At 65.7% G+C, this 17570-nt stretch carries 20 protein-coding genes; 5 read left to right on the plus strand and 15 right to left on the minus strand.

Translation table 11 applies throughout. From position 1 onward, the window contains the following. Nucleotides 1–305: 305 nt before the first annotated feature. The 9 genes from A5695_RS04750 to A5695_RS04790 form a co-directional block, all read right to left on the minus strand. Nucleotides 306–1826: an adenylate/guanylate cyclase domain-containing protein gene (locus tag A5695_RS04750; protein WP_068078807.1), complete on the minus strand. Its 1521-nt coding sequence runs from the start codon at nucleotides 1824–1826 to the stop codon at nucleotides 306–308. A gap of 52 nt (nucleotides 1827–1878) precedes the next feature. Further along, entirely contained in the window at nucleotides 1879–2880 is a 1002-nt protein-coding gene (locus tag A5695_RS04755) for a DMT family transporter (protein WP_068078809.1), read from the minus strand. A gap of 517 nt (nucleotides 2881–3397) precedes the next feature. Further along, the gene (locus tag A5695_RS04760) at nucleotides 3398–3841 is read right to left on the minus strand and encodes a nuclear transport factor 2 family protein (protein WP_068078811.1); all 444 of its coding nucleotides are present in this window, start codon (nucleotides 3839–3841) and stop codon (nucleotides 3398–3400) included. A 62-nt stretch (nucleotides 3842–3903) separates the two neighbouring features. Then, nucleotides 3904–5235 (minus strand): cytochrome P450, encoded by a 1332-nt coding sequence (locus A5695_RS04765; protein WP_068079052.1) that lies wholly within the window; start codon nucleotides 5233–5235, stop codon nucleotides 3904–3906. Between the two features lie 55 nt (nucleotides 5236–5290). Continuing rightward, nucleotides 5291–5710 (minus strand): lipoprotein LpqH, encoded by a 420-nt coding sequence (locus tag A5695_RS04770; RefSeq protein WP_068078814.1) that lies wholly within the window; start codon nucleotides 5708–5710, stop codon nucleotides 5291–5293. A gap of 13 nt (nucleotides 5711–5723) precedes the next feature. Beyond that, a complete protein-coding gene (locus A5695_RS04775; RefSeq protein ID WP_068078816.1) occupies nucleotides 5724–6557 on the minus strand; it encodes an SDR family oxidoreductase in 834 nt (277 codons plus the stop codon). Nucleotides 6558–6563: 6 nt separating this feature from the next. Further along, nucleotides 6564–7037 carry an SRPBCC family protein gene (locus A5695_RS04780; protein WP_197515365.1) on the minus strand — a complete coding sequence of 158 codons (474 nt, stop codon included), beginning with the start codon at nucleotides 7035–7037 and terminating at the stop codon, nucleotides 6564–6566. A gap of 38 nt (nucleotides 7038–7075) precedes the next feature. Then, on the minus strand, nucleotides 7076–7486 hold the full coding sequence (rpfC, locus tag A5695_RS04785) for a resuscitation-promoting factor RpfC (protein ID WP_197515363.1): 411 nt from the start codon (nucleotides 7484–7486) through the stop codon (nucleotides 7076–7078). Nucleotides 7487–7618: 132 nt separating this feature from the next. Further along, nucleotides 7619–8191, minus strand: coding sequence for a chorismate mutase (locus A5695_RS04790; RefSeq protein WP_156749464.1), 573 nt, complete (start codon nucleotides 8189–8191; stop codon nucleotides 7619–7621). On the opposite strand from A5695_RS04790, the gene A5695_RS04795 reads away from it, so the two are divergent. Beyond that, complete coding sequence (locus tag A5695_RS04795; RefSeq protein ID WP_231974716.1) at nucleotides 8190–8870, plus strand: hypothetical protein; 681 nt, start codon at nucleotides 8190–8192, stop codon at nucleotides 8868–8870. The two genes, A5695_RS04790 and A5695_RS04795, sit on opposite strands and share 2 nt — an antisense overlap. A 72-nt stretch (nucleotides 8871–8942) precedes the next feature. On the opposite strand, the gene ag85B is transcribed toward A5695_RS04795, so the two are convergent. After that, nucleotides 8943–9935: a diacylglycerol acyltransferase/mycolyltransferase Ag85B gene (ag85B, locus tag A5695_RS04800; RefSeq protein WP_068078824.1), complete on the minus strand. Its 993-nt coding sequence runs from the start codon at nucleotides 9933–9935 to the stop codon at nucleotides 8943–8945. A 612-nt stretch (nucleotides 9936–10547) separates the two neighbouring features. Here ag85B and A5695_RS04805 point away from each other — a divergent pair. Then, on the plus strand, nucleotides 10548–11654 hold the full coding sequence (locus A5695_RS04805; protein ID WP_068078826.1) for a hypothetical protein: 1107 nt from the start codon (nucleotides 10548–10550) through the stop codon (nucleotides 11652–11654). 11 nt (nucleotides 11655–11665) lie between these two features. Here the strand turns inward: A5695_RS04805 and A5695_RS04810 are convergent, their stop codons facing one another. From A5695_RS04810 to A5695_RS04820, 3 genes are read right to left on the minus strand one after another with little or no spacing between them, the layout of a single operon-like run. Then, nucleotides 11666–12214: a YceI family protein gene (locus A5695_RS04810; protein ID WP_068078828.1), complete on the minus strand. Its 549-nt coding sequence runs from the start codon at nucleotides 12212–12214 to the stop codon at nucleotides 11666–11668. Between the two features lie 13 nt (nucleotides 12215–12227). Continuing rightward, nucleotides 12228–13241, minus strand: a complete 1014-nt coding sequence (locus A5695_RS04815; protein ID WP_068078830.1) for an alcohol dehydrogenase catalytic domain-containing protein — start codon at nucleotides 13239–13241, stop codon at nucleotides 12228–12230. A gap of 10 nt (nucleotides 13242–13251) precedes the next feature. After that, nucleotides 13252–14535, minus strand: a complete 1284-nt coding sequence (locus tag A5695_RS04820) for a cytochrome P450 (RefSeq protein WP_068078832.1) — start codon at nucleotides 14533–14535, stop codon at nucleotides 13252–13254. A 211-nt stretch (nucleotides 14536–14746) separates the two neighbouring features. On the opposite strand from A5695_RS04820, the gene A5695_RS04825 reads away from it, so the two are divergent. The 3 genes from A5695_RS04825 to A5695_RS04835 are packed head-to-tail and all read left to right on the plus strand — an operon-like array spanning nucleotide 14747 to nucleotide 15729. Beyond that, entirely contained in the window at nucleotides 14747–15145 is a 399-nt protein-coding gene (locus A5695_RS04825) for a hypothetical protein (RefSeq protein ID WP_067750056.1), read from the plus strand. Nucleotides 15146–15156: 11 nt separating this feature from the next. Next, a complete protein-coding gene (locus A5695_RS04830; RefSeq protein WP_068078833.1) occupies nucleotides 15157–15447 on the plus strand; it encodes a hypothetical protein in 291 nt (96 codons plus the stop codon). A gap of 57 nt (nucleotides 15448–15504) precedes the next feature. Continuing rightward, entirely contained in the window at nucleotides 15505–15729 is a 225-nt protein-coding gene (locus tag A5695_RS04835; RefSeq protein WP_068078834.1) for a hypothetical protein, read from the plus strand. Between the two features lie 8 nt (nucleotides 15730–15737). On the opposite strand, the gene A5695_RS04840 is transcribed toward A5695_RS04835, so the two are convergent. Next, complete coding sequence (locus tag A5695_RS04840) at nucleotides 15738–16868, minus strand: nitronate monooxygenase (RefSeq protein WP_068078860.1); 1131 nt, start codon at nucleotides 16866–16868, stop codon at nucleotides 15738–15740. 122 nt (nucleotides 16869–16990) lie between these two features. Next, nucleotides 16991–17455: a hypothetical protein gene (locus tag A5695_RS04845; protein WP_068078862.1), complete on the minus strand. Its 465-nt coding sequence runs from the start codon at nucleotides 17453–17455 to the stop codon at nucleotides 16991–16993. Nucleotides 17456–17570 lie beyond the last annotated feature (115 nt).

Below are 17570 nucleotides of genomic sequence, written 5' to 3' on the forward strand. Positions count from 1 at the left end.
TCCGCATTCGGGCGGCACGTGCCACGGACACGGGGGAGTCCAGCAGTACTTGTAGCGGTCGGCGATGCCCGGCGCTGCTCGCCGCGATCGGATGGTCGGAGGACGAGGGGTGACCATCCGCGAGCCCCAGCGCCGGCATCGCCGAACACCATGCGGTGCAACGGGATTAGCCCGGATTCTGGGCCCGCGATCAACGCGCAGCAGAGCCCCACACGACATGTGCATGTAAAAACTCCCGTTGTGGGCTTCTTTGAAAGGCCGCAGCGAAGGCGCAGAAGTGTGATTGACCCTCTCAGCTAGTGAGGTCAACCCTGCGCGTCGGTCGCTTGGTCGAAGCCGAAGACCCGCACGGCCGCTGACTTTCCCTTCAGAGCGTGGGAGCCACTGTCGATCAGTCCAGGCGGTCGAGATGCCAGAGCTTCGAGGCACTGCTCGGTGAGAAGAATCGCGGCGCCGGTCGTTTTAGTCAGCTGCTCCACGCGGGCTGCCACGTTGACTGTGTCACCGATGAGGGTGAACTCGAGTTTGCTTCCGCCACCGATGGTGCCCGCGATCACCACACCGGTATTGATGCCGATGCCGATTCGAAGCTCCGCGCCGAACCGCTCAACGACAAGGCGCTGAATCAGCACCCCCGCAGTCACAGCGGCGTCGGCATGATGCGCACGATCATTCGGAGCGCCGAAGACGGCCAGCGCCCCGTCACCGAGGAACTTGTTGACATGCCCGCCGGCATCGACGACAGCCGGCACCACAATCTCGAACAAAGCGTTGAGGCGGGCGACAGTGTCTTCGGCGGTGTTGGCCTCAGCGAAGGAGGTGAAGTCGCGAACGTCGACGAACATCACCGTCACCTCCCGACGCTCCCCGGTGAACACATCGTCTCCCTGCTCAAGCAGTCTGGTCGCCAGGGCAGGGTCAACGTACGTGCCGAATGCTGCTTGAAGTCGTCGTCGCTCAGCCAAACCCGCTTGCATGCGGTTGAACGACGCCACCAGTGCGCCGAGGTCATCGTCCTGGACAACCGGAAGGCGTTGTCCGTAGTCGCCGGCCCTGACTCGCTCAGTTGCGTCCGCGAGGTCGCGGATGGGCCGAAAGGACGGCGAAAGCATCGCACCGACGGTGATCGGTATCCCAACGGCAAGCGTCAATGCGCTCGCGATCACAACGGAGAGCAGCGGGGTCCCCCTGCCCCGATCCAGCGCGACCGCCATCATCGCGGCCATCGTGGAGAAGACGAATATCGAGCCAAAGATTGAAAGGCCAAGCCACACGGCAAAGGTCGGACGTGGGCGCGGGAAAGAGTCGCCAATTCCGGTATTCGCGGCAAGGGCCGCCCTGGGCGGTCGCATTGCTCCTTCACCAAAGTTGTGCACGCCGATCAGCGCCGTAGTAATCCCTGCGGCGACACCCACGATCCCGTACTGAGCCAGCCGCGACCCGCCAGCTCCTGCGATGATCCCGACAACCAGCAACAACACTACGACCGAAGCCGGTACTGACCACAACCCTCGAACATCAGCCGCGCGAACCCAGGCATACGTGTCTTCCAGCGCCTTTGCACGATCAACTTCACGCCCAGCCGCCCACTGCTGCGCTAGGCGTAGCCGTCGACGTTGAGGAAAAACACTTACGAACACCATCATCAGCGTGACTGCAACCGCAGAAAGCGACGCCTCCACGTAGTGACTGGAGCGCTCAAACGCGAGAACAATCCACGACCAGATGAAGAAGACCGGCAGCGTCGAGGCGAAGGCCCCTACAGAGAGGGCCCACGAGTACCTCGGCCCATACCGATCCCACGCCCACTGCCAGATGCGATCCATGCCGGGGAGACTAAACGACTAGCCCCCTTCTCATCCGCGTTTGACCATGCAGCTAAATCGGTGCCGCCGAGACGAGATGGTGCCAAATGCCCTGGCCTGCGGCGCCGCCCCCCGAGCAAGCCCGCCCGCAGTTCGTGGGCACCGGCCTTGGTCCGCTCGGTGATCGGCTCAACCCAGTTGTCGCCCAATGTGGTTCGGGCGCCGTCGGATGTCCCTCGCCGCGGGCCAGAGCCACTATCGCGACAATCACCACGATCACCGCCGACGCCAGGACGATCATGCCCACGCCATCGGCATTGAGGGTCTCGCCGAGCACCACGATCCCCAGTACCGATGCCACCACTGGTTTGGCCACGGTCAGCGACGGCATTGAAGTGGTCAACGCACCAGCGCGAAACGATGACTGCTGAAAGATCATTCCTGCCAAGGCCGCCAGTATCCAGACATAGAACTCCGGGCCGCACAGCAGCGCCCCGAAACCATGTCCGGCCGCCGCGACGACGGCTTTGGTTAGCACCGCGAACAGGGCGAGCGACGAGCCGGCCACCACTGCGAGCAGTACAGCCGCACGCGGACCGGGCCAACTGCGCGCACCCAGGACACAGAACATCAGTAGCGGGCCCAGCACGAGGGCCACCGCAGTCCAGGTTGTCAGTGACCCCTGCGGCTGCCCGGCCGTCGGCTCGCCGACCGTGACGACCAGCGCCAAAGCGACGGCGAGCACCGTCGCCCACGTCCACTGCGAGCGCGTCACCCGCTGATGGTTCAGCCGCGCGTTGATCGGCAAGGCGAAGAGCAGCGCCGTCACCTGCAGCGACGTCACCAACATCACCGACCCGACTCCCAGCGCGGCGGCTTGCAGGCTGTAGTTGGCAACGGCTCCTCCGCCGCCAAGCCACCACCGGGCGTCGCGCAACGACATGCGAAACAACTCCCAATGGCCGACTGGTTCGTCGGCGACCTCACGCGCGGACTGTTGGCGACTCACCGCGCCGAGCGCGGATGCCAGTGCGGCGCACAGGGCGAGCACAACCGCGATATCCGCCTTCAACATGGGGCCTCCTCAAGGTTCTCCTCGTTGCTTCCGTTAGGTCATGCCCGTTGTCGGTGCCCAATTCATAACAACCGCTTGAGGAAATGATCGTGGACAACGCACTGCTTCCGGAATGACCGGGAAGGCCAGATTGGGTTGCCTCTAGCGATAGGGTTTCCTATCCATTTGGTAAGCATCGCGTGATCGAGTGCAACCTGCGTCCGTTGAGGCGCGCCCGCCCCGAAGTCGTCAGATGACCGCACCCGAGATCTCTGCATGTTGGCACGCAGTTACTCGTCTCGAGCACCGTCACCGCGCAGCATCGCGAGCGTGATCGCCCGCGATAATCGGACGCGCGTGCCCAACCTGCCACGGCGACAACGTGATTGGGTGCGCTGAAGCGTTTTTCGGTCTGGCTACCCAGCCGCTGACCATTCCGCGTGGTCGGTTCGGGTGGAGTGCTGGTGCACTCACACCCCAGGAGAGAACTGGGTTAACCCCGACAGGTAGGTGGTGGTAGTGCGAGGGGATGAGCCGGCTAGACCAAGGCGCTCGCGTCGAAAACCCAGCTGGTGTCCGCGTTCGCCAGGTTCTCGAAGTGGTTCGGCGGAGCGAAGCTCACCAGGCTGTTGAAGTCCCAATAGTCTTTCCAGACGGTGACCTTCCCGTCGGCGACCTTGTGGACGGTCACGAACCTCAGCACGCCTTGCTCGCCCGTGGTGAAGGTCCACGTCTCGGAGTGCTCGTAGAGCACATCGGAATCGTTTGACACCAGCACGCCGTCGTGGTTCTGGTAACCCGCCAGCGGCTCGAGGCCCATCTTCAGCCGCTTGACGATGTCTTCGGGTCCGCGCGCCGACAGCGCCGGCACCGGCATGTCAACGTACAGGCAGTCGTCGGACAGGAACGTCTTGACCGCCTCCCAGTCCCGTCGCGAGAGCGCCTGCCACAGCCCGAGTACGACATCCTCGACCGAGATCATAGAAACGTCTGTCATAGCGCAAATAAACTCGGTTGTCCGACGGGTGTCAACACCTCTGATCCCTAGCCGTCGACGTGGGCCATCGCCCGCGCCGGTCCCAGCGCCACCGGCAGTGACGACCAGCCCCGCAGCACGCGGGTGTCGCGCCTGCTGCCCGCACCCGCCGCGCGCACCTCGGGGAAGTGGTCGAAGAACGTCCGCAGCCCCACTTCGCCCTCGGCGCGCGCCAGCGCGGCGCCCAGACAGAAGTGCCGGCCCCCGGAGAACGCGAGATGCCTTGCGGCGTTGGCTCGTTCGATGTCGAACCGGTGCGGATCGTCGAAGACGGACGGGTCGCGGTTGGCGGCGGCCAGATAGGCGAGCACCACGTCGCCCCGCCGGAGCCGCTCGCCGGCCAGCTCGACGTCGCCCCACGCCACCCGCGCGGTCAGCTGCACCGGCGACTCCAGCCGCAGGATCTCCTCGACGGCGTTGGGCCACAGCTCGGGGCGGCGGCGCAGGACATCGAGGCGGTCGGGGGCGTCCAGCAGCATGCGAATCCCATTGCCCAGCAGGTTGACCGTGGTCTCGAATCCGGCGGCCAACACCAGCCCGGCGACCGCCCGCAGCTCGTTGTCATCCAAATACGTTTCGGTGGAGCCACTTTCGGCTATCTGAATCAGCTGGCTCATGAGATTGTCGCTCGGAGCGCGCCGCAGCCGGCTGAGGTGCTCGTCGAGCCACGAGCTGAAGCCGGCCAGCCCTTGCTGCACGCTGCGGTACTGCTGCCACGTCAACCCGACGTCGAGGCTCGGTGCCGCGAGCTCACCGAACTCCAGCACCCGCCGCCGGTCCGGCTCGGGCACGCCCAGGATGTCGCTGATGATCGCGACCGGAAGCTGCGAGCAATACCGTTCCACGATGTCGACGACGGGGGAGGCGCCGGCCTCGGCGGCCAGCCGGTCCAACAGGTCGGCGGCGGTCTGCTCCACGCGGTCTCGCAACGCGGCGACCGCCCGGGAGGTGAACACCGCCGACACCGTCTTGCGATACCGGGTGTGGTCCGGCGGCTCGACCGCGAGCAGCGACGGCGCGCGAAGCGGATGCGGCAGGGCGTCGCGGGTGCGGCCCTCCAGCCACCGCAACGGGCCGGGCAGATTCGAGCCCAACGCCACCACACGGAAATCATCGGAGCGCAGCAGCTCGTGCGCGAGCGCATGATCGGCGGTCAGGTAGCTGACGCGGCCCTTCACCAGCGGCCCCGCGGCCCGCAGTTCGTCGTAATAGGCCACCGGATTGGCGGCCACCGCCGGATCGGCGATCAGCCTCGCATGCAGGTCTCCCCGCCGGGCCCCGAGCGTCGCGACGCCCCGGATGAACCCGTGCATCGCCAACCAGTGCAGTCGTTCCTTCACCGGCCCCTCCATCGATCGATGTCTTTCGAGCTTAGGCCCGAACCACCCGACCGGATCAGCACTCGGCGCTGATCTTGAACTCGGTCGCGATGACCTTGTTCGGATTGCTGGTGTTGATGCCGTAGGCGCTGCCGGTGATGATGTACGCGTCGTTGGTGACCTCGGCGTGTGCGTCGCCGACCCCGCCTTCCCAGAAGCTGCCGGTGAACCCGTCGACGTTGCGGATCTTCACCCACTGGGGCATCACCCGGTAACCACTGGTGAGCACCACCGCCTCGACGCCACCGTCGTGGTCCTTGATGTCGATGGTTCGGTACTGCTGGTTTTGGCTGCACGACGGCGGCCGTGCGCTGTGCGTGGCGCCGTCGATGCTCAGGCGGGCCGCTTTCCGCGGCGTGGTCTGGGCCTGACCACACCCCGCGAGACCGACACCGGCGATCACGAGGACGACAACCGCGAGTACCCGGCTTCGCACCGGTTCACCTCCTTCACTGCCGATCCGGCATCATCCTGGGCAGGGACTTGACGATGCTGCGTCGCACGAACTCCGGACTCAGGCCCTTGAACAAGTCGATCAACCGAATGCTCTTGGGCACATACCAATGCAACCGCTTGGGGTGGTGGTAAGCGCGCCACGCGGTTTCGGCGACGCTGCTTGCCGGCATCAACCGGAGCATGCCTTTCTTGGGCGCGGCGGCGCGCAGCTCCTCCGCCGTCATCGGCGCGCGGCGGTCGTTGGAGTGATTCGTCGTCGTGGTCAGGATGGCGGTGTCGATCAGACCGGGCAGCACGTCGGCGACGCGGACGCCGTGTCGCTGCCACTCGACGCTGAGCGCCTCAGTCAGGCCCTTGACCGCGTGCTTGGTCGACGAATAGACCGCGAGGCGCGGCATCCCGTAGGTCCCCGACGAGGACGACGTGGAAAACATCAGGCTGCCCGGCGTCTTCTTCAAATAGGGCAACGACGCGTAGGCGCCGGTCAGTACGGCCTTGTAGTTGATATCGACGACGCGCATGGCGGCCTCATAGGGCACGTCCTCGAACCACCCGGACTCGCCGATGCCGGCGTTGTTCCACATCATGTCGAGCCCGCCGCCGGTGTTGCCGACGCAGAAGTCGGCCAGGGCGCCCTCGAGGGCAGCCTTGTCCGTGACGTCGACTTGGCGCGTCCACAGGCGGTCGCCGCCCAGCTCGTTGTGCAGCGTCGCCAAGCCGTCCTCGTTGCGGTCCACGGCACCGACCCGCCAGCCCTTGGCGTAGAAGAGCTTTGCGCCCTCGCGGCCCATGCCGCTGCCCGCGCCGGTGATGAAGACCGATTTCACGGCGAGTCAGCCGGCCTCGACCACATCTTTGATGCGATTCAGGGTCTTGGTCATGTCGCGGACGTTGCGGCGCTTGCGCAGAAAGCCACCCAACAGCCAGTAGAGGCCGAGCCACGGCGCGGGGCTGAGCCGGAACGACTCGGTCACGTCCGTGCCGCCGCCGCTGGGCGCCAACCGGTAGTGCCAGTTGTTGACCGCCCGATCGCCGAGCAGCACCGCGAATCCGAATTCACGGCCGGGTTCGCACGCGGTGACCTCGCAGGTCGTCCAATACACCGGCCCGATCTCGTTACGCCGAACGTGCCCGCGGAATTTGGCGCCGAGGGCCGGGCCGCTTGCATCACCCAGCCACTCGGCTTCGAACACCTCCGGGGAGAACCGTCCGATGTTGGGAACGTTCGCGATGAGATCCCAGATCTTGTCCGCGGACGCAGCCATATGAACAGTCGCCGAACCTTCCATGCGCTGATCCAAACACAGCTTCCCGCTCGGTCATAGCCCGCGACGGTGGTTGATCGTCAGTGCGGAACCGCCGCCTGGATCAGCCCATTGATGATCTCCTTGATGCCCTGCGCGGGGTGCGAGTACCAACCGATCGGCAGGCCCGACTGGGCTCCGCACTTGGGCCACGCCTCCACGCCTTGGTCGGCGAAAACCCGGTTGGCCACGGCGATTTGCTGCTCTCTGGTCGCGGCCGCCGGGTTGCCGACACCGCCGTACGCGGCCCAGGTGGCCGGCTTGAATTGGAGTCCACCGTATTCACCGTTCCCGGTGTTGGCGTGCCAGTTGCCGCCGGACTCGCACTGGGCGACCGCGTCCCAGTTGGGTGTGGGGGCGGAGGTGGCGATACCGGTGGAAGAAGCTATCGACGCTGCAACGAAGCCGCCGACCGCCAGGGACTTGACGAGAGGCTTGCAGAGAATTGTCATGTGATGGATTTCGGCCGCTGTGGCCAAAGCGTTACCTATTCGAAAATGGTGCGAGATATGCCTTCCAGCTGCGGAAATGGCCTTATTCCGAGATGGAAAGAAAGTGTTAGAAACCGATGAGGAAAAAATAAATTATTGCTGGCAATATGACTGGGTTGCTAACGCCAGCGCCCGCTGATAGAGGGCGTCCAGCCGGCGGGTGCGGACGACGCCGCCGCGGGCGAGGTCGAGCTGCGCGGGGCAGGCCGGCGAATGCAGCAGGTCCCAGTCGGCCATCATCTGGTTCAGCATGGTTTGGTTGAGGTCGTCGATCGCCGACCGGGAGGCCGTCAGGTCCGCCGACTGCGCCGGCGCGCCCGCGGGATCGAGCTTCCAATCCGCGAACCGGCTGTATTCGAGGGCTTCGGTGGCACTGATCTGGTCGCCGAACACCTTGGTGACATAGTCAGGGTCGACCTGCCGGGCGGTGGCCTGGGTTGCCAATTCCGCGAGTTCTTGCTGGACGCGGTCCGGGTCTTCGATAGCCCCGTGCGTGTGCCACTTGAACGCGGCCACCGGCTCGGCGATCTGTAACCGCTGCGCGGCGGCGTCGACCAACTCGGTGAGCGCGCCGGAATCCGCCGCCGCCGGCGACGCGACCAGCACCGCCAGCGCGCCGGCGACGACGCCGCAGCGCGCGGCCAGCGTGCTGCCGCGTCCGGTCATGACCATGATTCTGCGGCAGTCCCGGGCGGAGGGGCACTTCGGAGTTAGCCTGAAAGTGCTGATGTCGTCGACCATGGGCAGTCGCGGCCCGCAGCGCGTAGCCGGGAAGCGCGGAAAGTCGTTGCGTTCGAAGCAGATTCGGGCGCTGATCGCGGCTGCACTGGCGGTCCCGCTGTTGTTGGGTGCGGCGATCGTCATGCTCGACCGGCTGCATTCGATGCCCGCCGACGCGCTCGACCACCCCGCCAGCCCCGTGAGTGACGACCAGTCCAGGGCTCAGGTCGTCGAGTCGGCACAGGACGTCGTCGCCGCGGCGGCCCTGTGGACATCGTCGGCCGGCTACTCGCTGATGTCCTGCAAGAACCGCGACGACCCGCCGTATCAGGGCGCGGTCTACCTGACGTTCGCGGTGCCCGCCGCAACGCAGGCCGAGACGTACTTCGCCCGAATCGCCACAACGCTGGCCACCCACGGCTGGACCGAGGGCCTACCGCCCAACAATCACGCCTTCGCCAAGGCGCTGACCAAGAACGCCGTCACGGTGATCGTTTACCGGCACGACGACGAGCCCACCGTGGGGGTGCTGCGGGTCTACGGCCAATGCCGGAACGTGACCGATCACCACGCCGACGCGACGGCCTGGACGGATATCACCGGCGAGTTCGCCAGGCCGAGCTGAATCGGCCGCATAACGCACTACTGCGCCCGACGATTTGTCGGGCGCAGCAGCGAGCTCGCGACAGGTGAGGGGTTATCCGCCGCCGCCGGGGGTGGCACCCAAGGTGCCCTGCAGGTCCGGCTTCATGGCGTTGAGCTGAGCTCCCCAGTACTCCCAGCTGTGCGTGCCATTGGCGTTGAAGTTGAACACCGCGTTGTGGCCACCGGCCGCGTTGTACTGGTCCTGGAACTTCAGGTTGCTGCTGCGCACGAAGTTCTCCAGAAACTCGGCGGGCATGTTGGCCCCGCCAAGCTCCGACGGTGTGCCGTTACCGCAGTAGATCCACAGCCTGGTGTTGTTGCCGACGAGCTTGGGAATCTGCAGCGTGGGGTCGTTGCGCTGCCACGCCGGGTCGCTCGACGGACCCCACATGTCGTTGGCCTTGTAACCGCCGGCGTCACCCATGGCGAGGCCGATCAGGGACGGACCCATACCCTGCGACGGGTCCATCAGGGCCGACAACGAACCGGCGTAGATGAACTGGTTGGGGTGGTAGGCGGCCAGAATCAGTGCCGAGGAGCCGGCCATCGAGATGCCGACCGCGGCGCTACCCGTGGACTTGACGCTCTTGTTGGAGGCCAGGTACTGCGGCAGCTCACTGGTCAGGAAGGTCTCCCATTTATAGGTGGAGCAACCCGCCTTGCCGCAGGCCGGGCTGTACCAGTCGCTGTAGAAGCTGGACTGGCCACCGACGGGCATGATGATCGACAGGCCTGACTGGTAGTACCACTCGAACGCGGGCGTGTTGATGTCCCAGCCGTTGTAGTCGTCCTGTGCCCGCAATCCGTCGAGCAGGTAGACCGCGGGGGAGTTGTTGCCGCCGCTTTGGAACTGGACCTTGATGTTGCGGCCCATACCCGCCGATGGCACCTGCAGGTACTCGACGGGCAGACCCGGGCGCGAGAACGCCCCCGCGGTCGGCGCGCCGCCGGCAAGACCGATCAGGCCCGGCAGCGTCACAGCCGCTGCCGCACCGACTAATAGCCGGCGCCCCCAGGCCCGGACCTTCTCGCTCAGTTCTGTCATACCTGCCCCTTGTCGTAAGTGATGGCGGTCTCAGCAGGAATTTACCGGGTAAATAGGCCGAATGTCGATCGGGACGCGGTGACACCCCGATTTGGTATCGCCTTTTCTTCCGTCAATTTCGCGGCCGGATAAGGGCGCCGGAGCCGTACAGGTCGGTCGGTTCGCCGACGCCGCTACCGCCGGCATGTCCGAAACGCCTGGTAGCGATCGCAGGTCCGGGTTTAGCTCAATGCACATAGCCCTATTTTTTCGGTCGCGTTACTCCGACAACTCGTTCCGAGGCGCCGAACCGCCACCGGAAAAGCGGATTCCGTCGCTAAGACCTTTATCGGCGCGAGCACACGCGATGGTTTCGGGGCGGCCCGGGGCCGCTCCCTCACCAGCGCGTCCGGTGGAGCACCGGTGGTTCTCGTCGGAGCTGAGCGTCCGGCGAAGCCGAACCGGGGCAGCTGGACTTGCGCCGACCGCGTAGGCTCTCACGGAGCAAGCCGATGGAGACCACATTTTCTCGGTCCGTTCCGGCCCTCACGAACCACCTCACCAGGGGATTTACTGGTGCGCGTCGGTTTGGGCGAGGGTATCGGAGGTCCGGGACCGATTGGGGCATGAGTTTTGGACACGGTACTTGGGCTATCAGTGACGCCGGCCGCCATTGGATGGGTCCTCGCTGAGGGACACCGCGCGGACGGCACCATCCTGGACCACCGGGAGCTGGACTTGGACGCCAGTCGCGGGATGCGAGCCCTCAGTACCGCAGAGCAAGTAGCCGACGAGGTACTGCGGGTGGAGGCGCAGGCGGCCGCCACTGATCACCGGCTGCGGGTCATCGGAGTCACCTGGAACGACGACGCGTCCGCACAGGCGGCGTTGGTGCTGGAAGCGCTCACCAATGCGGGCCTCGACAACGTCGTACCGGTCCGTGCGCTCGACGCCGTCGAGACCCTGGCGCAGGCCATCGCGCCGGTCATCGGCTACGAGCAGACCGCCGTCTGTCTCCTCGAACCGGAGAGGACGACCGTTGTCATGGTCGACACTCACAACGAGGAGACGCGGACAGCCACCAAGCACGTGGGCGGCGGCCTCGACGGCCTGACCCGCTGGCTGAGCGGCATGTTCGACCGCGACGGCTGGCAGCCGGGTGGGGTGGTCGTCGTCGGCGCGCACAGCGACGTCGACGGTTTCTCCTGGGAACTCGAAAATACCTTGCCTGTACCGGTTTTCGTGCAAACGATGGCGCAGGTAACCATCGCACGGGGCGCGGCGCTGACCGCCGCCCGAAGCACGGAGTTCACCGACGAGCAGTTGCTGGAGCCCGACGGTGCACCCTCCGCCACACCCGTGCCGCCGCGGAAGCTGTCGTACGCCGGTGCCGTCACCACCCTGGCCGCCGGTGTGCTCACGTTCGTCTCGTCGTTATCGCTCGCCGTGGGTATTCAGCTTGCTCCGACCGGCAAGCCGGCGAGTCGGCACGCGGTTCAGCCGCCCACACCACAAATCGCCGAGGCCGTTGCACCGCCCCCAGTCGTCGCTCCGCCCACCACGCAGGCGAAGGTTCCCGCCGTTGAACCGATTACGGAATCCGTCGCCCCCGAGGTCGAGCAGCCCGACCCCGGTACCCGGCAGCCCTACCTGACAAGGGTTCTCGAGCACATCCCGGCCGACGCCGGTGAGCCGACGGGCGACTCGGTGTCAGAGTCGCCCGTGCAGCCGCAGCCCTGACATCGCGCCGCTCAGGCGTCCTTCGCGTGAGTGGCGGTGAAGGACAAAGCAACGTCGTCGGCAACCTGGAGTGAACCCATCAGCAGTGAGTACGGCTTGATGCCGTAGTCGGTCTGGCGGACCGTCGATTCGGTGGACATGCGCCACGCGTCCCCGAGATCCTCTGTGCGCAGCTCGATTACGTGGTCCCGCGTCTTTCCTCGCACGGTGAGTTGGCCGTTGAGCCGGTACCCGCCGCCGGTCTTGTCGACGGCGCGTGCGACGAAGCGGATCTCGGGGAACCGGTTGGCATCCAACGACTTCAGGGCGTTGGTCCGCACCAGGGCCTTCTCGGGCGTGGACAGTGCCTTGACGCCGCCCTCGCCGCGCAGCACCTCGAGCGAGTCCGTCTCGACCACAAGCTCGACGGTGGCGGGTTCCGAGCCGGCCCAGCCCACGGTGGCATGCCAGCGGGCCATGACAATGGTGAGACGGTGACCCATTCGCGCCGCCCGCCCGCGGACGCCGGTGGCAAGTAGTAGTTCGCCGTCGGACGCGTCCAAGCTCCACTCGTCGGTCATAGGCCGACTCTAATCACATCGTCAGGACCGTACGGTAGTGCGCGCGCCCTTGCTCCAATGCCGCGTAGCCCTCGGCGGCGTGCGAGAGCGGCAGTTCCTCGATCCACGCCCGCACCCCGGACAGGACGGCGAAATGCATCGTCTCTTCGACGTCTTTCGCCGTGCCGGAGGGATGACCGACGATACTGATCCCCGGTGTGATCAGCTGAATGGGGCTGATCGGCAATGGTTCTGGCGTGACGCCGATGGTGACGAGCGCCCCCTGCGGCAATATCCCGCCGACGGTTGCGGCCATCGCCGGTGAGTTGCCCGCGGTCGCCAGTACGACCGCCGCCCCACCGAGGGCCTTCAGCGCTTCCGCGGGATCGGTGGCGGTGGAGTCGATGTAGTGGTGGGCGCCCAACTTCCGGGCGTCCTCCTCTTTGCCGCTGCCGCGAGCGATGGCGATGGTTTCGAAACCCATCGCCCGGGCGAACTGCACCCCGAGGTGGCCGAGCCCGCCGACACCGAGGATGGCGACCCGGTCACCGGGCACTGCCTTGGTATGACGCAAGGCGTTATACGTGGTAACGCCGGCGCAGCCCATCGGCGCGGCCTCGGCGTCGGAGAGCCCTGCCGGTATGTGCGCGAGCGCGCTCCCTGGGACCGTCACCGATTCCGCGTATCCGCCGGGATACTGGTAACTCGGGACCTTCCCGTTCTCGCAGTGAATGAAGTGGCCTTTTCGGCACTCGTCGCAGTGGTAGCAGCAGCCGCCGAACCACCCGACCGCGACGCGATCGCCGACGGCGAAACCCTCGACACCCGCACCGAGTTCGGCGATGGTTCCGGCGATTTCGTGTCCGGGAGTCAACGGCCACGTCATGCCCGGGAAGCCACCGGCGACAAAGTGTGCGTCGGTACCGCAGATTCCACACGCGGTGACGTTTATCCGCGCCTCATCGCGTCCTGGTGGCTTGGTTTCGACATCGACCAGTTCCAACGGTGCCCCGGCCGACTTTACGTGAACTGCTCGATGGGTTGTCATGCAGTTGATGCTACTGTGCGGCAGGGGTTTTCGCGGCGTCGGCGTGGTAGTCGACCTGCCAGTGTTTGATCCCATTGAGCCAGCCGGACCGTAGCCGTTCGGGCTTTCCGATCGATTCCAGGTTCGGGACCCCGTCGGCGATGGCGTTGAACATCAGGTCTATGGTCATGCGCGCCAGGTTCGCTCCGATGCAGTAGTGGGCACCTGTCCCACCGAAACCCACGTGCGGATTCGGGTCGCGCAGGATGTTGAAGGTGAACGGGTCGTCGAAGACCTCTTCGTCGAAATTGGCTGAGCGGTACACCATCACCACCCGCTGGCCCTTCTTGATCTGCACGCCGGACAGTTCGTAGTCCTCGAGTGCAGTGCGCTGGAAGGACGTCACCGGGGTGGCCCACCGGACGATCTCGTCGGCCGCGGTGGCTGGACGCTCCCGCTTGAACAGCTCCCACTGATCCGGAAAGTCGGTGAAGGCCATCATGCCCTGTGTGATGGAGTTCCGGGTCGTTTCGTTGCCGGCCACGGCCAGCAAGATGACGAAGAAGCCGAACTCGTCGTCGGAGAGCTTATGGCCGTCGATGTCCGCCTGGACCAATTTGGTGACGAGGTCTTCGCCGGGATTATTCGTCCGGTCGGCGGCCATCTGCATGCCGTACATGATGAGTTCGACGGAAGCCGTGATGGCGTCGTTGCTGGCGAACTCCGGATCCTGGTCGCCGACCATCTCGTTGGACCAGTGGAAAAGCTTCTTGCGGTCTTCTTGCGGCACCCCCATCAACCCGGCAATGGCCTGCAATGGCAACTCGCACGAGACCTGCTCGACGAAGTCACCGCGCCCCTCGGCGGCCGCTTCGGCGACGATGCACCGGGCCCGCTCGGCGAGGTCGTCGCGCAGGCGCTCGATGGCCCGCGGGGTGAATGCGCGGGAGATGATTTTGCGCAGCCGAGTGTGTTGCGGCGCATCCATATTGAGCAGCACGAACTTGCCGCGCTCGACCTGCTCGCCGACCGTGCCGTCCTTGTAGCGCGGCAGCGCGGTGTTTTTCAGGCTGGAGAAGACGTCGCTGCGCAGCGAGACCTCTTTGACGTCCTTGTGCTTGGACACCACCCAGAATCCGCCGTCGTCGAATCCGCCGGCTCCGATCGGCTGCTCGTTCCACCAGATCGGTGCCGTCCGCCGTAGTTCGGCCAATTCCTGCACGGGCAACCGCTCGGCGTGGATGTCTGGATCGGTGAAGTCGAATCCGGGCGGAAGATTGGGGACCGGCTTGGCGGTTGGCTCGACGGTTGGCATGGCCCGCTCCTCGATGACGAAGTGGTCTAGTCGTCTTTGTGCAAATAAACCATTGCCGCACCACGGTTGGGAAGCGTTGACACAAGATCGCCGAGCACAAATTGAAACGTGTTCTTCATTTCCGGGCCCCGGGGCCGATACGGCCTTGTGGCCGGCGTCTCGGTGGATATGCTTTGGTGCAGGTCACCGGCGACGACAGGCGGGGTGGAACATGATTCGGGAACTGCTCAGCGCCGCTTCGATAGCGGGCATCGCGATTGGCATGGCGCCGTCCGCGGCGGCCGGGTACGACGGCGACGTGCCGGGCATGAATTATCAGGCGTCGTTGGGTGCCCCGTGCGACAACTACGAGCGCTTCATCTTCGGTCGAGGCCCCAGCGGCCAGGCCGAGGCGTGCCACTTCCCCCCGCCAAACCAGTTCCCGGCGGCGACCACCGGGTACTGGGTCATCTCCTACCCCCTGTACGGGGTACAGCAGGCCGGCGCGAAGTGCCCCGGACCGCAGGCGGCGGCGCAGTCGGATCGCGGGCTGCCCATGCTGTGCCTGGGGGCGCAGGGTTGGCAAGAGGGCTGGTTCACCGGGGCGGGATTCTTCCCTCCGGCCGGATGAGCGGCTGAGTCATGAACGACGGCCGTCCCGGCGAGACCCTCGTTCCGCGCTGGCTGCGGTTCGTCCTCGCGTCCGATCGGGCCGGCTCGGCGTGGTACATCGGGACGGGATTCCTTTTCGCGCCGGTCCTCGCAATGCTGTCGCCGTGGCCCGCCGTCACCGCCGTGCTGTGGGGAATCATCGGGCTGGCCGGACTGTGGCTGGGCCTGCTGGGTATCGCGATGGCCGTCGGCCTGGCTCGAATCTTGCGGTCTGGGGCCGAAATCCCCGAGGACTATTGGCGCAGCCTGGTGAACTACTAGCCCGGCGCCGCCGGTCTAGAGTCATAGCAACTGTCCTGCGACCAGAGGAGACTCGAGATGGCTTTCCACCCGAAAGATGCGGTCGACGCGGCCAGGGACATTGCGACCAACGCGGTCGAAAAGGCCTCCGACATTGTCGAACACGCCAGCGACATCATCCGCGGGGATATCTCGGGCGGTGCCAGCGGGATCGTCCAGAACTCGATCGAGATCGGCACCTACGCGGTCGACCGGACAAGGGAGCTGTTCAGCGGCCGCGACGCACTCGACGACGAGGTTTAGTTCCGCCCTCAGACCGACGCGGCCTCGTTGAGCTCGTCCAGGCGGTTGGTGGCTTCCAGGTACTCCTGGACCCAGCGCTCGATGACCGTCGCCGTCTTCTCCACCTTGGTGAACTGACCGACGACCTGACCGACCGGGTTGAACGCGACGTCCACGCTCTCGTTCGGGTACCTGTTGGTGGCCCGCACCGCCATGCCGGAGACCATGTACTGCAACGGCATACCGAGCGGCTTCGGGTTGTCCGGGTGCTCCCACGCCTCGGTCCAGTCGTTGCGCAACATGCGGGCCGGCTTACCGGTGAACGACCGGCTGCGGACGGTGTCCCGGCTGCCCGCCTTCACGTACGCCTGCTGCTGAACCGGCGTGTTCGAGGATTCCTCGACCATCAGCCACTGCGAGCCGGTCCATGCCCCTTGGGCGCCGAGCGCCAACGCCGCCGCGATCTGCTGGCCGCTGCCGATGCCACCGGCGGCCAGTACCGGCACCGGGGCGACTTCCTTGACGACCTGCGGCCACAACACGATTGAGCCCACCTCGCCGCAGTGACCGCCGGCCTCACCGCCCTGGGCGATGATGATGTCGACGCCCGCGTCCGCGTGCTTGCGGGCCTGCGAAGGCGAGCCGCACAGCGCCGCCACCTTCAGCCCGGCGTCGTGAATGTGCTTGATCATGTCGGCCGGGGGAGTGCCGAGCGCGTTGGCGATCATCTTCACCTTCGGGTGCTTGAGCGCCACCTCGACCTGGGGAGTGGCCGTCGCCTCGGTCCACCCGAGGAGCTGCAGGCTGTCGCCGTCGCTGTCCTCGATCGGCACCCCGTGGTCAGCGAGGATCTTCTTGCCGAAGTCGAGGTGTTCCTGGGGCACCAGCTTGCGCAGCGTCTCGGCGAGTTCTTCGGCCGAGAGGTGCGAGTCCATGCCCTCGTACTTGTTCGGGATGACGATGTCGACGCCGTAGGGGTGGTCGCCGATGTTCTCGTCAATCCAGTTGAGTTCGATCTCCAGCTGCTCGGGCGTGAAGCCGACCGCGCCGAGGACGCCGAACCCTCCGGCCTTGCTGACCGCGACCACGACATCACGGCAATGCGTGAACGCGAAAATCGGAAACTCAATACCAAGCTCATCGCAGATGGCGGTGTGCATGCCTACTCCTGGGGCGCGGAACCGATGCCAACAAATTGAAACGTGTTCTAGTTTAGTACGGACGGCATTGACGAGGCCAGCGGGTCCTGACCTGCGTTTTGCCACTACGACCCGTCGGCCCCTCAGAGTGTCGCGCTGCGCACGACCCACAGGGCCACGAACGCAAACATGCAGCCCGCGCACACCAGATGATCCCGGCACACGGAACGCGCCAGCCGCGCCTGTTCGGGCGGGCCGTCCGCCCGCCTCCCCAGCCGCACCGCGTCGGGGACGGTCTGCGTCAACGCCAGCATGATCGGAAGCCCCGCGAGCACGGCCGAGAGCACCAGCACCCACCACGGTTCCGGCCCGTGCGCGCACTCGTAGGTCAACACCCCCACCAGCAGCACCATCACCACGGCGATCAGCCGGCTCATCGGGCCAGATGTGGTGGTCGCGCGATGGTAGTAAGCCGCGATCGAAGCGAGCACATCCTCAGGCAGATCCGTTGGCGGCGAGCGGAATCGGAGCACCTGTACATCGAAGATCAGATCCATCCATAAGACCGCGAGCAGGAATCCGGCGCAGGCCGTGAGTAGCGAGGCCATGGCGCTCCTCCATCTCCGTGCCGCTGGGGGCACGCGTCGACGTGGACCCATTGTTTCCCAGCGCCGCGGCGAATTGGAATCACTTTTGCCACTTCAGTTTCAGAGGGTCCTTGCC

Source organism: Mycobacterium sp. E1747 (assembly GCF_001667775.1).
GTDB lineage: Bacteria > Actinomycetota > Actinomycetes > Mycobacteriales > Mycobacteriaceae > Mycobacterium.